The organism is Saccharopolyspora sp. ID03-671 (assembly GCF_045278815.1).
Classification (GTDB): domain Bacteria; phylum Actinomycetota; class Actinomycetes; order Mycobacteriales; family Pseudonocardiaceae; genus Saccharopolyspora; species Saccharopolyspora ipomoeae.
In genome coordinates this window covers 2,743,045-2,756,843 of sequence record NZ_CP134054.1, presented here as the reverse complement: position 1 = coordinate 2,756,843, position 13,799 = coordinate 2,743,045, and the positions used below count along the sequence as shown (strand labels likewise).

13 protein-coding genes and 1 pseudogene are annotated in these 13,799 nt (G+C 68.9%); 9 read left to right on the top strand and 5 right to left on the bottom strand.

Going from position 1 to position 13,799, the window contains the following annotated elements:
- The first annotated feature begins 53 nt into the window (after positions 1-53).
- A complete protein-coding gene (locus tag REH65_RS12365; RefSeq protein WP_406692530.1) occupies positions 54-497 on the top strand; it encodes a hypothetical protein in 444 nt (147 codons plus the stop codon).
- Between the two features lie 80 nt (positions 498-577).
- Here the strand turns inward: REH65_RS12365 and REH65_RS12360 are convergent, their stop codons facing one another.
- Positions 578-1,204, bottom strand: a complete 627-nt coding sequence (locus tag REH65_RS12360) for a LysE family translocator (protein WP_406692529.1) — start codon at positions 1,202-1,204, stop codon at positions 578-580.
- Positions 1,205-1,290: 86 nt separating this feature from the next.
- Between REH65_RS12360 and REH65_RS12355 the strand changes: the two are divergent.
- Positions 1,291-1,788: pseudogene (locus REH65_RS12355) on the top strand (protein phosphatase 2C domain-containing protein); the annotation flags it as partial.
- Positions 1,789-2,034: 246 nt separating this feature from the next.
- On the opposite strand, the gene REH65_RS12350 reads toward REH65_RS12355, so the two are convergent.
- Positions 2,035-2,523, bottom strand: coding sequence for a Pycsar system effector family protein (locus REH65_RS12350; protein ID WP_406693149.1), 489 nt, complete (start codon positions 2,521-2,523; stop codon positions 2,035-2,037).
- A gap of 145 nt (positions 2,524-2,668) precedes the next feature.
- Here REH65_RS12350 and REH65_RS12345 point away from each other — a divergent pair, with 145 nt between their 5' ends.
- From REH65_RS12345 to REH65_RS12325, 5 genes are all read left to right on the top strand, one after another.
- Positions 2,669-3,352 (top strand): Crp/Fnr family transcriptional regulator, encoded by a 684-nt coding sequence (locus REH65_RS12345; protein ID WP_406692528.1) that lies wholly within the window; start codon positions 2,669-2,671, stop codon positions 3,350-3,352.
- A 142-nt stretch (positions 3,353-3,494) separates the two neighbouring features.
- Positions 3,495-4,274, top strand: coding sequence for a hypothetical protein (locus tag REH65_RS12340; RefSeq protein ID WP_406692527.1), 780 nt, complete (start codon positions 3,495-3,497; stop codon positions 4,272-4,274).
- Positions 4,261-6,237 (top strand): hypothetical protein, encoded by a 1,977-nt coding sequence (locus REH65_RS12335; RefSeq protein ID WP_406692526.1) that lies wholly within the window; start codon positions 4,261-4,263, stop codon positions 6,235-6,237. Before REH65_RS12340 ends, REH65_RS12335 begins: the two co-directional genes overlap by 14 nt.
- Positions 6,234-7,241 (top strand): hypothetical protein, encoded by a 1,008-nt coding sequence (locus REH65_RS12330; protein ID WP_406692525.1) that lies wholly within the window; start codon positions 6,234-6,236, stop codon positions 7,239-7,241. The genes REH65_RS12335 and REH65_RS12330 overlap by 4 nt, the downstream gene beginning before the upstream one ends.
- Before the next feature lie 89 nt (positions 7,242-7,330).
- The gene (locus REH65_RS12325) at positions 7,331-7,678 is read left to right on the top strand and encodes a helix-turn-helix domain-containing protein (protein WP_406692524.1); all 348 of its coding nucleotides are present in this window, start codon (positions 7,331-7,333) and stop codon (positions 7,676-7,678) included.
- A 69-nt stretch (positions 7,679-7,747) separates the two neighbouring features.
- Here REH65_RS12325 and REH65_RS12320 read toward each other — a convergent pair whose 3' ends face one another.
- Genes REH65_RS12320 through REH65_RS12310 form a run of 3 tightly spaced genes read right to left on the bottom strand, consistent with a single transcriptional unit; the run spans position 7,748 to position 11,352 of the window.
- Positions 7,748-8,569, bottom strand: a complete 822-nt coding sequence (locus tag REH65_RS12320) for an FAD binding domain-containing protein (RefSeq protein WP_406692523.1) — start codon at positions 8,567-8,569, stop codon at positions 7,748-7,750.
- A complete protein-coding gene (locus REH65_RS12315) occupies positions 8,566-9,039 on the bottom strand; it encodes a (2Fe-2S)-binding protein (RefSeq protein WP_406692522.1) in 474 nt (157 codons plus the stop codon). The genes REH65_RS12320 and REH65_RS12315 overlap by 4 nt, the downstream gene beginning before the upstream one ends.
- A gap of 54 nt (positions 9,040-9,093) precedes the next feature.
- Positions 9,094-11,352 carry a xanthine dehydrogenase family protein molybdopterin-binding subunit gene (locus REH65_RS12310; protein WP_406692521.1) on the bottom strand — a complete coding sequence of 753 codons (2,259 nt, stop codon included), beginning with the start codon at positions 11,350-11,352 and terminating at the stop codon, positions 9,094-9,096.
- Positions 11,353-11,581: 229 nt separating this feature from the next.
- Here REH65_RS12310 and REH65_RS12305 point away from each other — a divergent pair, with 229 nt between their 5' ends.
- Positions 11,582-13,408 (top strand): hypothetical protein, encoded by a 1,827-nt coding sequence (locus tag REH65_RS12305; protein ID WP_406692520.1) that lies wholly within the window; start codon positions 11,582-11,584, stop codon positions 13,406-13,408.
- Positions 13,409-13,497: 89 nt separating this feature from the next.
- The gene (locus tag REH65_RS12300) at positions 13,498-13,788 is read left to right on the top strand and encodes a hypothetical protein (RefSeq protein WP_406692519.1); all 291 of its coding nucleotides are present in this window, start codon (positions 13,498-13,500) and stop codon (positions 13,786-13,788) included.
- Positions 13,789-13,799 lie beyond the last annotated feature (11 nt).

The following is a 13,799-nucleotide window of genomic DNA, read 5'->3' as shown; positions in this document are numbered from 1 at the left end:
TCCTGATCACCTACACTTCGCCGCGACATGCGCGCCGTTGCCGGGAGGTACACGTGGCGACCTGGGAAGACCTGAGCACGTTCATCCGTTCCGAATACCTGCCGCCGCCGGAGGAAGAGGACGACGACCTGGAGGAGGAGCCGGAGTACCGGATCATCGAGTCCAGCGAGGAGGAGATCCGGATCCTCGTCGAGTACGAGGACGACCGCAGCCAGATCGTCATCGTGGCCCGCGAGCGGCTCGACGACAGCGAGGACTGGGTGCAGGTCGTCTCCGTGATCGGCCGCGCCGAGCAGGTCGACCTGCACAAGGTCCTCGACGAGCTCGGGCAGACCTCGGTCGTGTGCGGCGCCGTCATCATCGGCGACTACCTCGTCCTCCGCCACGCGGTCCCGCTGCTCAACCTCGACATCAACGAGTTCACGGACCCCCTCAACTTCGTGGCCGAAACAGCGGACGACCTGGAAGAGATGTTCTTCCGCGAAGACGACCACTGACCCGCTGCCCCCGCGACGAGTCCTGCGGTGCTCGACCGGTCCGCAGGACTCGTCGGGGCGATGCTCGCCTCCGGGAACGGTCAGTCGGGGCGGCCGGTGAGGACGACGGTGGCGCCGAGACCGATCATGGTGGCGCCGCCGGTGCGGGTGAGGCGGGTGAGGCGGCGGGGTGAGCGGCCGAACCAGGTGCGGGCGGCGGAGGCAGTGAGGCCCCAGGTGCTGTCGGAGAGCAGCTGCAGCAGGGCGCCGGCGAGGCCGAGGACGAGCATCTGGACGATGACGCCGCCGGCGTCGCGGTCGACGAACTGCGGCAGCACCGCCATCAGGAACACGATGCTCTTGGGGTTGCTGACGCCGACCAGCGCGCCCTCCCAGATCCGGCGACGTCCCGGAACCGGCGGTGCGGCACCGATCTCGGGAGCGGGCGAGCGCAGGGCCTGAACGCCCAGGTGGATCAGGTAGGCGGCACCGCACAGCTTGACCGCGGTGAACACCAGCGCCGACTGCGCCACCACCGTTCCCAGCCCGAACGCCACCGCGACGACCAGCGCGTACCCGCCGAGCGCGTTGCCCAGCGCCGAGGACAGCGCGGCCCGTCGGCCGTGCGCGAGGGCGCGGCCGACGACGAAGAGCACGCTGGGCCCCGGGATCGCGGACAGCAGCAACGACATCGCGCAGAACGCGATCAGTCTCTGCAGGTCAACCACGCGTCGAGGATGCCACGCGGATCGGCCGAGCGGGTCCGGAACGCCTATAGTTCCGGCGGAATCGGTGGTGCGGAGGAGGTGCGCGGGTGTCCGTGACGGGGGCGACGGTCGCGACTCCGGGGCGTCGCAACGAGGACCACTTCGCGATCGGCCCGGGCTGGGCGTTCGTGCTGGACGGCGCCACGGCGCCGGACGGCGTGGACAGCGGGTGCGTGCACGACGTCGTCTGGCTGGTGCGACGTCTCGGCGGAGCGCTCGCGGAACTGCTCACGACCAGCGACGATCCGCTGCCCGAGCTGCTGGCCGAGGCGATCGACCGGCTCCGCGCCGCTCACGCCGACACCTGCGACCTGAACAACCCCAACAGCCCGTCCTCGACGGCGACGCTGCTGCGGCTGCGCGATCGGGCCGAGCACCTGGTGCTCGCCGACAGCCCGCTGGTCCTCGACGTCGACGGGGAGGTCCGCGCGATCACCGACGACCGCATCGACCACCTGCCCAGCTACACCCGCGAAGCCGTCGCCGAACTCCGCAACACCGAGCGCGGTTTCTGGGTCGCCTCGACGGATCCGGAAGCCGCCCACCACGCCGTCACCGGCACCACCGCCCCGTTCAGCCGCGCGGCCCTCCTCACCGACGGCGCGCCTCCCGTCACGTCGACCACTTCGCGCTCACGGACTGGCCGGGCCTCCTCGACCTCCTCGCCGAACAAGGCCCGAACACCCTCCTCACCCAGGTCCGCCACGCCGAAACCACCGGCCCACCCCCACCCAGGGCCAAACCCCACGACGACGCCACAGCCGTCCTCTGGATCCGTTGAACCCGGGCGTTCAGCGGAGCACGCCCGCAGCGAGAGCGTTGATCAGTGCGAATCCCAACAGCCAGATCGCCGGCGAGACGTTGCGGAACTTGCGCCGCGCGATGTGACTCGTCGTCCACACCTGCTCGGCGAGAGCTTTCTCGAATTTCGTCGCGTCGTTGAGCAGTTTCCGGTATTCGGTCACGAATTCCGACGGATCGGTGAAACGGCGGGCGATCGTGCCGAAGTAGAGCAGGGAACGGGGGCGATCGTTGCTCAGCCGGGGTATGAACACGCGCAGCGCGAAGAGGATGCTCGTGGCCACCGCGGCGACGCCGACGAGGAGCAGCGTGACGTGCGGCCATGCGGCCGACCATTCGCCGTGCGGTGGCAGGACTTTGAGGAGCACGCCACCGAGCACGCCGTTGCCGGTGACGATCGCCGCGGCCTTCGCGTCGGCGACCTTGATCAGATCATGGTTCTGCTGAAGGATCTTCCACGCGTCCTCGCTGTGCGACATACCTTCGAGCGTGCGGCGATCGTTCCGGAATGCCAACGCCATTCGAGTGAGACGCTCGTGACTTTCGGTGCGCGGTCTGCTCTCTTCGAGCGGACTCTCGCCGAATTGCTCGCCCGCCTCTTCCCGCACGCGGTACCGATTCCCCGTGCATGACCACGATGACGCAGATCTCCGAGGCTTCGCGGAACTGCTGGGGGAACGACGGTGGCGGCTGCTGGCGACGAGAGGCGGGATCCGCCATTACAAACCGGGGGAGGCACTGCTCCGGCAAGGAGAGATGGGGAGTTTTCTGCTTGTCCTGCTCCAAGGAAGGGTCAAGGTGCTGGCCGGAGACAGCGAGGGATCGGAGCTGCTGCTGTCGCTGCGGGGACCTGGCGACCTGGTGGGGGAAATGGCCGCAGGTCGCTGCACACCTCGGACGGCCACCGTCGTGGCGCTCGAGAAGTGCACGGCCCGAACGCTGACGCGGGCGGAATTCGATCGCTTCCTCGAAGAGCAAGGAGCACGGGCGACGTACGCCGACTACCTCGTCGGCAAGCTCTCCGAGACCGTTCCGTACCAGGTCCAGCAGGTGCACTTCCCGCCGAGGCAACGCCTCGCGCGACTGTTCCTGGAGGTCGTTCGGCTCGCGGACCCGAACCGGCCGGACTGCTATCGGATCCCGTTCTCGCAGGACGCGCTGGCCAAGGCGCTGGGGCTGGTCCGGAGCACCGTCGCGGAGCAAATCCGCACCATGCGCGCCGACGGCGTCCTAACCCCCGGCCCCCGCCTCGTCGTCGCCAACATCCGAGCACTGGCCGACGATGCGAGAGCGGTCCGCCTTGAGTGATCGGGGTCACATCAAGACTGTCCGATGGCGGACAGTTCGAGGGTGTGAAGTTCGGGATCTTCCAAGCATGGACGATGAAATCGCAGTGCGGGCCGAACGCCCCGTTCGTCACGAGCCGATCGAACTTCCTCCGTACCGGGCCGTGCTGGTCGCGGACGTCAAGGACTTCAGCGGCACGAAGAGCCGCTACCACTCCGAGATCACGTGCGAGATCCCGCGCATCCTGGAGAACGCCTTCGCCCGTTGTGGGCACGGATACCTGGGCGATGCGGGATTCGGAGGTCCCTCCGGCGGAGACGGCTACTGCCGGGTCCTCGACCCGGGCTACCTGCCGTACCTGGTGAACCCGTTTCTCCAGGCTCTGCAAGACGAGCTCACCGAGCAGAACAACATGCTCCCGAGGGCGTACGGGAACCTCCGGATGCGCGTGAGCCTGTCGGTCGGGCCCGTGACCGACTCGGGCAAGGAACTGCTCGGAGACGGCAACGGGGCGACCCGCATCGAGGCTCACCGGATCCTCGATTCCGAGCCGGTCCGGGACATCCTCGACCGTTCGAGCGACGTCACTCGCGTGGCGGCCATCGTCTCCCAACGGGTGTACGAGGACGCCGTCCTGGCGGGGTACACGGCGGAGGAAGTCGAGGAGTACGTCGAGGTCACGGCCAAGGTGAAGACCTTCAACAGCCACGCCTACCTGCGCGTCCCGAAGCCGTCCGGTCGGCTCCTCCGGGAGGGTTTCCTCACCGGCAAGCCGGCGAGCGCTGAGGTGGGGGAGGGGGAAGTGAGTCGAACTCGCTCGCCGGAAGTGGCGCCCAGAATTGAATTCCACGGTCGGGCGACGCAACAGACCGCTATCGGGTCCAACTACGACGGACTGCACATCGGGGACAGCTACTCGGGTGGACCCGATGACGACCGATGAGGAAGAACGTCTCCCGGTCGGCATGAAGGACGTCGACTCGAAGTACGCCACGACCGTGGCCAGAGCCGATACCGTCTTCATCGGAGAATGGGGCGAGGCCCAGCGGCGACGGTTGCGCCAGAACCTCCCCAAACCAGAGCTGGCCGAGTCCAGGTTGAAGTGGTTGAAAGACAGGTTCGTCGAACCCGGCAATCTCGATGAGGCGCGAGTCAGGGTCAAGGAATCGCGCACGGTCCTGGTGGGTGGTTCTGCCGGAGCCGGGCGGCGCAGCGCCGCGAAGATGCTGCTCCGCGAGTGCGCGGGCGCGAGCTCACCGGTCAGAGAGGTTCCTGTCGACACCGAGGAGGAGGAGAAGGACTTCCTCAAGCCCGAGACCGTTCTCCGAGGCGAATGCCTGCTGGTCGACCTCTCCGCGGACAGCGAACTGCGTCGGCTCGATGCCGGCGAGGGGACGTTGGAGTCCTTCCTCGGGGCGGTTGAGAAGGCCGAAGGCCACGCGGTGGTCGTGCTACCTCCTGAGGCCGGTGACTTCCTCTCCGTGGAGTTGTCGTCGGAGCTCGTGGAGATCGAGCGGCCCGATGCGGCGCAGGTTCTCGCTCTGCACCTGAATGACCTGAGTTCGGAGTTGTCTCCCGACAGGTTCAACGACGAGGACCTGGCGGACTTCCTGTCCACCGCCTCGATGGAAGAGATCGGGCGGCTGGCCGAGCGATGCTCGAAGCTTCGCAGGCAGCGGCCGGGGCAATCCGTCGAGACTTGTCTGCACATAGCGCTGCAGGCGGTGTCCAAGCGGGACAAGACGTTCGAGAAGTTCGTCGCGATCCTGCCGGCGCCCAAGCGGGCGCTGCTGCTGTCCGCCGGCTTCCTGGAAGGTGCGCACGCCGATGTCGTGGGCGACGCGGCGGAGAAGCTGCACGCACAAGCAGAAGGGTTGGAAGAGCGGCTTCCCGTGCTCAGCAGCGCGGGCTTGGACACGCAGCTGCGTGAGCTGCGGCTCGAACTCACGGAGTCGCGGGAGGTGCGTTTCGGCGAATGGTCGGCCGAAGCCGTCGTGAACCACTTCTGGTACGCGTTCCCGCGGCTTCGTCCGGTTCTGCTGGAGTGGGTGGGACGGTGCTGCGCCTCGTCGCTGCTGACCGATGCCGACCGAGAGCAGCTCGTGAAGCGGTTCGCATCGGTGTGCAGACAAGGGCGGCACGGCGCGGACCTCAGCGCCCTCGCAGCCTGGCTGTTGCGGTTGGATTCCCGCTACCAACCACCCCACGTGCAGGACTGGGCCGCGCGAATCCTGACCGAAGGTCTGAAGGAAGAACCGGGTGCTCTGGCGATCAGGCGACAGATCTACGAGTGGGTCACGAGCCGTTCTCTCGCGGCGGACCTGGCTGATGTTCTGGTGTTCGTCTGCTCGAACGTGCTGGCTGAAACCCATCCTGAGCAGGCGATGGTGCGGTTGCGTCATCTCACGAGGCATTCTGATCACCGAATCGCTCGGAACGCCTCGGACGCGCTCGTGAATCTCGTCGAGGACCACCGGATCTTCTTCGACCTGCTCTGGCGCTTGCCCCGTGCTTACAAGCGCGTAGACGCCGATGCGGATCTGTTCCTGCGGATCGCTGATCCGGAGCGGTTTCTCCGCGCACCCGGATTGCTCAAAAGCGCGGCTGTACGTGAGCAGCTGACCAGGAACTGGGCCGTTGTCGTCGAACGGCCCAGGGAGTGCTGGTCGGCGCGGGTGCGCGATTGGCTCGATGCCGTCATCGCGGACAACTCGGCAGAGGCCCTTCTCGACGTGCTGGTGGACGCCGCCGGACGGGCCGGACGCGTGGGGCGGTTGTACGTCGTGCTGCGGGATTGGGCGCCTGACGGTGGGCAGACCTCGGCCGAAGAACGTCGTCCGACGGTGCAGCTGCTGCGGAAGAAGATCGACGAAGTGCAGCTCAGCACGGCTGAGGAGGCGAAATGACCAGGGAACAGCGCAGTGCGGTGCGGATCGCCTCATTGCTGGCCGCCATTCTGTGGGTGGTCCTCGGGTTGATGCGGGGGTGGGCGCCGGGAGTGTGGGTCGTCCTCGCGGCGGTGACCGCGATCGCTCCGTCGTTGTTGGCCGGGCCCGTCAGCCAGTGGCTGCACGAGCGGCGACGGCCAGAACCTCAGCCCGTCATCGCTGCCGTGGCGCCTGTTGAACCTCCGCCCCCGAGTCGGTACGAGCTGTCGTACGTCCCGCTGTCGAGTGCCAGGGCTGACTACCGACTGGTCCTCTCGTGCGTGGTGTGGTGGCGACGCAAGTCGCCCGAGCCGGGGATTCCGCACGCGGACCCGGGCAGTTTGGCCGCTGAAGTGGTGTTGGAGCAGTCGCGGCAATTGGTCGGGGCCGCTTCTCCGGAGGAAGTCGAGATCGCCCAGGCGAAACTCACGTCGTATCTGGGCGTTGTGCGCGCCGATGCGACCGGGCACATCGAGGTGTGGGCGACGGACGTGGCGTTGAGGCTGCCGGAGTCCGATGCCGACCGGTTACGCCGACTCGCGGATGTGCGGAAGGAAGAAGAGGTCTGGGAGCACGAGCGCAATCACGAGCGGAAGAAGCGCGAGTACCTCGGTGGCGACGTGCTCAAAAGCGCTGGTAGCGCGCTGGTGTGGTGGCTGGCTCGTGATGAGAGCCAGATCGACGACGCGGTCGGGAAGATCCCGAACCTGCGCAAGCTCACCGCTGCCGCGCACGATGAACGGGTTCCCGAGCTTGATGTGGAGCGTGGGGAACTCGGTGCTCAGGACCACCTGGTCGAACTCATCCGGGGTCTGCAGCCGGAAGATGAGGACGAGCGCGCGTTGTTGAGCGACAGCATCGCCTCCGCGCTCGAGAGGCGCGGGCAGAGCGAGCTCGCGGCGAAGATCCGCGCCGAGTTCGACTCGCCCGATGCCGCACCGAACCCGGAGGCCAACGGCCACGTTCGAGCGAGAAGTACCTGACGAGCAACGCTCCGCGCTTGTGATGGCGACTTGGCGTGGCAATAATCCCTGCATTATATTCGCTGGCTGAGTTGGAGGAGGGCTGAGCGATGGGACGTTCCTGGGACGAGGTCAAGAAGGACAAGCACGCCCTGGACCGCGCGCGGGGGCGGGACGTGGAGGCGAACCAGGAGCACGCCCGCGCGGCCACCCACGCCTACATCATCGGTTATCGGCTTGCTCAGTGCCGTGAGGAGCTCGGCTTCTCGCAGACGCAGCTCGCCGCTCGGATGGGCGTGAGCCAGCCGCGGATCAGCAACCTGGAGAAGGGAGATCTCGCCCAGTTCGAGGTGGGAACCATCGAGCGGTACGTGCAGGCGCTCGGCGGGTCGCTGCGGTTGGTGGTCAACTTCGGGGAGCAGGACATCACGCTGGACCAGCCCGCGGTGTGCGCGTGACCGGTCGTCTCTCGCGCTGACGACGAAGGGCGCCCCCGGCTGGTGCTGGGGGCGCCCTTCGGGTGTTCGTCAGGAATTGCGGGTGGTTGCTGCTTCGAGGGCTCTGCGGACCAGGACCTTGGCGAGGTGGTGGCGGTACTCCGCCGTGGCCGAGGGCTGGTCCGGGGGAGAGGTGTTCTCCGCGGCGCGCTCGGCCGCTTCGGCCGGGGTGGCGCCGGAGGCCAGGGCCTCCTCGACGCCTGCCGCGCGCATCGGGGTCGGGCCCATGTTGACCAGGGCGACGCGGTTGCCCGCGACCGCCACGCCCACGACCGCCCAGTCGATGGCGCGCTTGGTGAACTTCTGGAAGTCCCAGCCCTGGTTCGGGTTCTTCTCGACGCGGATCTCCACCAGCAGCTCGTCCTCGCCGAGCGAGGTCTCGAAGAAGTCGGTGAAGAAGTCCGTGATCGCGATCTCCCGGGTCCCCGACGGGCCCTGGGCCACCAGCACCGCGTCCAGCGCCAGCGCCACGGCCGGCAGGTCCGAGGCCGGGTCGCCGTGGACCAGCGAACCGCCGATCGTGCCGCGGTGGCGGACCTGCGGGTCGCCGATGGTGCCCGCCGCGTGCGCGAGCAGCGGGATCTCGCGCCGCAGCAGCTCCGAGTGCTCCAGGTCGTGGTGCCGGGTCAGGGCACCGATGCGGATCTGCGAACCCTCATCGCGGATGTAGGACAGGTCGCGCAGGCCGCCGACGTCGATGACGACCTCCGGCACCGCGAACCGCAGCTTCATCAGCGGCAGCAGCGAGTGCCCGCCCGCCAGCAGCTTCGCGTCGTCGCCGTGCTCGGCGAGCAGGTTCAGCGCCTCGTCGACCGTGGTGGCGCGCTTGTAGGTGAAGGCGGCAGGAATCATTCCGCGGCCCCCTGCTTCTCCTGGGCCGCGTCGAGCACGGCCTGAACGATGTTGTGGTAGCCGGTGCAGCGGCAGAGGTTGCCCTCCAGCCCGGACCGCACGTCGGCCTCGGTCAGGTTCGGGTTCTCCTCCACCAGCGACACCGAGGCCATCACCATGCCCGGCGTGCAGTACCCGCACTGCAGGCCGTGGTTCTTCTGGAACGAGCGCTGCATCGGGTGCAGCTCCTCGCCGTCCGCCAGGCCCTCGATGGTGGTGACCTCGCGGCCCTCGGCCTGCGCGGCCAGCACCGTGCAGGACTTGACCGACTCGCCGTTGAGCAGCACCGTGCACGCACCGCACGACGTGGTGTCGCAGCCGATGTTGGTGCCGGTCAGCTCGCAGTCGTCGCGCAGGTACTGGACGAGCAGGGTGCGGTCCTCCACGTCGTGGGTCCGCTGCTCGCCGTTGACGTTGATCGAAACTTGCACGAAGGAACTCCTAGGCTTCTCAGGTGCACTACCTGAACGAGATCAGCGGTGTTTCTATGCCTGGTTGATCGCTTCCCACACCCGCTGGGGCGTGGTGGGCATGTCGATGTGCCGGACGCCGAGGTGGGACAGCGCGTCCACCACCGCGTTCTGCACCGCGGGAGTGGACCCGATGGTCCCGGCCTCGCCGATCCCCTTCACGCCCAACGGGTTCAGGGTGGTGGCCGTTTCCATGGTCAGCAGCTCGAAGCTCGGCAGCTCGGCGGCGGTGACGATCGCGTAGTCGGCGAAGCTGGCGTTCTGCGGGTTGCCGTCGGAGTCGTAGGAGACCTCCTCCAGCAGCGCCTGCGCCGCGCCCTGGGCGATGCCGCCGTGCCGCTGGCCCTCGGTGAGCACCGGGTTGATGATCACGCCCGCGTCGTCGACCGTGACGTGCCGCAGGTAGTCGACCTTGCCGGTCTCCACGTCGACCTCGACGACCGCGAGGTGGCTGCCGAACGGGAACGTCGGCCGGTCCTCCACGAAGTGCACGTCGGCGGCCAGGCCGTCGGCGGACTTCTGCGCCAGATCGGCCCACGACACCGTGACGTTCGGGGCGCCGCGCACCTGCCACTTGCCGTCGGTGAGCTCGATGTCGGCCTCGTCGCTCTCGATCATCTCGGCGGCCAGCTTGCGGGCCTTGTCCTTGACGTCGATCGCGGCCCGGTGCACGGCCGTGCCGCCCAGCTGCAGCGAGCGCGAGCCCATCGTGCCCACGCCCTTGGGGATCAGGTCCGTGTCGCCGTGCACGACCTCGATCTTGTCCAGGTCGATGCCCAGCTGCTCGGACACCAGCATCGCGTAGCTCGTCCAGTGGCCCTGGCCGTGCGGGGAGCTGCCGGTGAGCACCAGAACGCTGCCGTCGGGCCGGATCTCGACGTGCCCGGTCTCGCCCTCGGTGTTGTTCGGCGCGGTGATCTCCACGTAGCTGGCCAGGCCGATGCCCAGCTGCTTGGCGCTGCCGTCCGCGCGCCGCTTCGCCTGCTCCTCGCGCAGCGAGGCGTAGTCGGCGGCCTCCAGGACCGAGTCGAGCCCCTTGATGTACTCGCCGGTGTCGTAGAGCATCCCGCCCGGCGTCTGGTATGGGAACTGCTCCGGCTTGACCAGGTTCTTGCGTCGCACGTCGGCCGGGTCGGCGCCGATCTCGGCGGCGAACAGGTCGATCGCGCGCTCCACGGCGGCGGTGGCCTCCGGGCGCCCGGCACCGCGGTAGGCGCCGATCGGCGTGGTGTTGGTGACCACGGTCTGCGCCCGCGACTCGACCTTTGCGATGTCGTAGACGCCGCTGGCCATCATCTGCGTGAACACCGGCAGGAACGCGCCCATCCGCGGGTAGGCGCCGACGTCCTGCACGATCTCCAGCCGGTAGGCCTGCACCCGGCCGTCGCGGCTGCCGCCGATGGTGATCTGGTGCCGCTGCGCGCGGCCGTGCGTCATCGCGACCAGGTTCTCGCTGCGGGTCTCGACCCACTTGACCGGCTTGCCGATCTTGCGGGACACCAGCGACAGCAGCGCGGCCTCCTGCTCGGAGCCGATCTTGGCGCCGAAGCCGCCGCCCACGTCGGGCGTGATGACGCGCAGCTTGTCCTGCGGCAGGCCGAGATTGCCCATCAGCTCGTCGCGGCAGGACTGCGCGTTCTGGTTGGACAGCCACAGGGTGACCTTGTCGCCCTCCCAGGCGCAGGCGGCCGAGCGGCCCTCCAGCGAGGCCGCGGCCACGCGCTGGTTGACGATCTGCCTGGTGACCACGACCTCGCAGTCGTCGAACAGCGAGTCGTCGAGCTCGCCCGCGGTGCCGATGACGTTGGTGCCCGCTTCCGGGAACACCAGCTTCTCGCCGGCCAGGGCCTCGTCCAGGTCGATCACCGGGTCGAGCGGGTCGTAGTCGATGGAGACCATCTCCGCCGCGTCCTGGGCCTGGGCCAGGGTTTCGGCGGCCACCGCCACGACCGGTTCGCCGACGTAGTGCACGACGCCCTTGGCCAGGTGCGGCCGGTCGAGGCCGGGCGGGGTGGGGCCGGAGAGGCTGCCGCCCGAGGCGTAGGGCGGGAGGTCGACGTCGTCGGCGGTGAAAACGCCGTGCACGCCGGGCGCCGACCTGGCTTCGTCGACGTCCACTTCGGTGATGGTGGCGTGGGCCAGCGGACTGCGGACGAACAGGACGTGCAGTGCGCCTTGCAGGGCGGGTTCACGCAGGTCGTCCACGTAGGTGCCGCCGACTGTGAGAAGGCGTGGGTCTTCGACACGTTGGACCCGGGTGCCGAGAATGCTCAAAGCTGCCTCGCAGTCAACAGGATCAGATAGTTCGGGAACCGTACGGGAGTCTTGTGCTCCGGACTGTGAGCCACAAGACTTAGCGGCCAAAGAAGTCGGCGTGTCGCGGATTCCGCGTGAGGGGAGAATCGTCGCGCGGTTGGGCCGAAAGAGTGAACCCTCTTCGTGACAACGTTGAATGTCACAGTAAAGCCTGACAGCGTTAGAGGGTTTGGTGTTCGATCACCGCATGACCTCGCTCATCCAGCAGTCGCCGGGCTCCGGCCCGGCGGGAGGCGCGGACCTCGATCAGATCCTCATCGCTTCCGGTAGCGCCGCACTGCTGGCCGCGCTGCTGATCGCGTTCGGCTACGGGCACCGCACCGGCAAGATCACCGCGCTGGCCCGCCACGCCGAACGCGCCGAGCACTCCTGGCTGCTGCGGGGGCTCCCCGGCTGGTCCGCGCTACCGCTGCGGATCGCGCTGATGTCGCTGCTGGTGACACTGCTCGGGCTGTACTGGGACATCGCCCTGCGGATCACGCAGGGACGCGGCCACGGCCCGCTGGCCAACATCGCGCACTACCCGATCCTGTTCGGGCTCTTCGGCCTCTGCGTCGCCGGAACCCTGGCGACGGTGCTGCCGGTGGGCGAGAGCCCCGGCCGCGCGGCGCTGCGCATCACCCGCTGCTGGGAGGCCCCGACCAGCGGACTGCTGCTGGGCCTGGCCGGGTTCTTCTCGCTGCTGGGGTTCCCGCTCGACGCCGTGTGGCAGCGGCTCTTCGGCCAGGACGTGACGCTGTGGGGGCCCGCGCGGCTGATCATCATCGGCGGCGTCTCGCTGTCGCTGGTCGCGATGGCCCTGCTGGAGCGCGAGGGCCGGTTCGTGCGCACCGGCCGCGCCGAGACGATGCGCGCGCTCTACGTGCGACGCGGCCTGCTGTGCGGGGCGCTGCTGGTCGGGCTGTCGCTGTTCCAGGCCGAGTGGGACTTCGGCGTCCCGCAGTTCCGGATGGTCTTCCAGCCGCTGCTCATCGCCGTGTCCGCCGGGTGCGCGCTGGTGGCCGCGCGGCTGTGGATCGGGCGCGGGGGAGCGGTGCTGGCCGTCGCGCTGTTCCTGCTCACCCGCGGCGGGATCGCGCTGCTGGTCGGAACGGCCCTGGGCGGGCCGACCTCGGCGATGCCGCTCTACGTCGTCGAGGCGCTGTGCGTGGAGATCGCCGCGGTGGCCCTGGTGCGCAGACCGCTGGTGCTGGGCGTGTTCTCCGGCCTGCTCATCGGCACCATCGGCTACACCAGCGAGTACGTGTGGACCTCCGCCGCCTACCGGCTGCCGTGGTCACCGGACATGCTGCCGGAGGGCGTGCTGATGTCGCTGCTCGGCGGCGTCTGCGGTGGCCTGCTGGGCGCGCTGCTGGTGCGGGCGCTGCGCGGTGAGCTGCCGCCCGCTCGGGTTCGCGTCGGCGTGTTCGCGGCGGCGCTGAGCGGCATCGCGATCGCCGTGGTCAACGGGCTGGTGGGCGCCGCGCCGGGAGACGTGCGCGCGGAGGTGACCGTCGACGAGCGGACTCGGCAGGCCGAGGTGCGCATCGAGCCCGCGCCGATCGCCGAGCACCCGACGTGGCTGACGATCACCGGCTGGCAGGGCGGAGCGCTGCACGTCGACCGGATGACCGAGATCGGCCCCGGCGTGTACCGGACCAATCAGCCGATGCCGATCAGCGGGCCCTGGAAGACGATCATCAGGCTGCACTCGGGCCGCGCGATCCTCGCGACGCCGGTGTACTTCCCGGCCGACGCGTCCCGCGACAAGCCGGGCGTGTCCGCGCCCGCGCAGTTCACCCGCCCGGCCATGCCCGAGTACCAGCTGCTGCGCCGCGAGGCGGCCCCCGGCGTTCCGGAGTGGCTGTGGCCGTCGGCGTCGGCGGTGGTGATCGCCTGCTCGCTGGGCTACGTGCTGGCGCTGGGCTGGGGCGCTCAGCGCATCGGCCGCGCGATCTCCGGCCCGCCCTGCGCCGAGCGCGACGCGGCCGAGCGGACCGCGTCCCGGCGCCCGTTCGAGGGACGCATCGGATGATCGTTCGATGTGGTACTTGTCACATTTGACGGAGGCGGGCAGAGTCCTAGGGGGAGGTTCCACCACCTAGGCGCGAGAGGTGTTCGCCGATGGCCTCGACTACGACCGAACTGGCCGAGTTCCAGCGCGTTCTGGCGCAGCTCAAGAGCAGCGCCGGGGCTTTGCGGCAGCGCTACGGCGACGCCGCCGCGCTCCGCCGGATCCACAACGACATCGAACGACTCGACATCGACGCCGCCGAGCTCGTCACCGAGCTGCCCGCACCGCGGCGCAGCGACGAGACCCGCGACGACGTGGTGATCGTGCCGGACACCCCCTACGACTCGTCGCTCTGGCAGGACGCCGACGACGAGGGCCTCGGAGGCCACCCCCGGCGCTGAGGCGGCGGCGA

Bases quoted from the DNA above. Each gene is read 5' to 3' on its own strand.
- REH65_RS12305 (WP_406692520.1), top strand. From the start codon at position 11,582: ATGACCTCGCTCATCCAGCAGTCGCCGGGCTCCGGCCCGGCGGGAGGC.
- REH65_RS12325 (WP_406692524.1), top strand. From the start codon at position 7,331: ATGGGACGTTCCTGGGACGAGGTCAAGAAGGACAAGCACGCCCTGGAC.
- REH65_RS12320 (WP_406692523.1), bottom strand. From the start codon at position 8,569: ATGATTCCTGCCGCCTTCACCTACAAGCGCGCCACCACGGTCGACGAG.
- REH65_RS12350 (WP_406693149.1), bottom strand. From the start codon at position 2,523: ATGTCGCACAGCGAGGACGCGTGGAAGATCCTTCAGCAGAACCATGAT.
- REH65_RS12330 (WP_406692525.1), top strand. From the start codon at position 6,234: ATGACCAGGGAACAGCGCAGTGCGGTGCGGATCGCCTCATTGCTGGCC.
- REH65_RS12335 (WP_406692526.1), top strand. From the start codon at position 4,261: ATGACGACCGATGAGGAAGAACGTCTCCCGGTCGGCATGAAGGACGTC.
- REH65_RS12300 (WP_406692519.1), top strand. From the start codon at position 13,498: ATGGCCTCGACTACGACCGAACTGGCCGAGTTCCAGCGCGTTCTGGCG.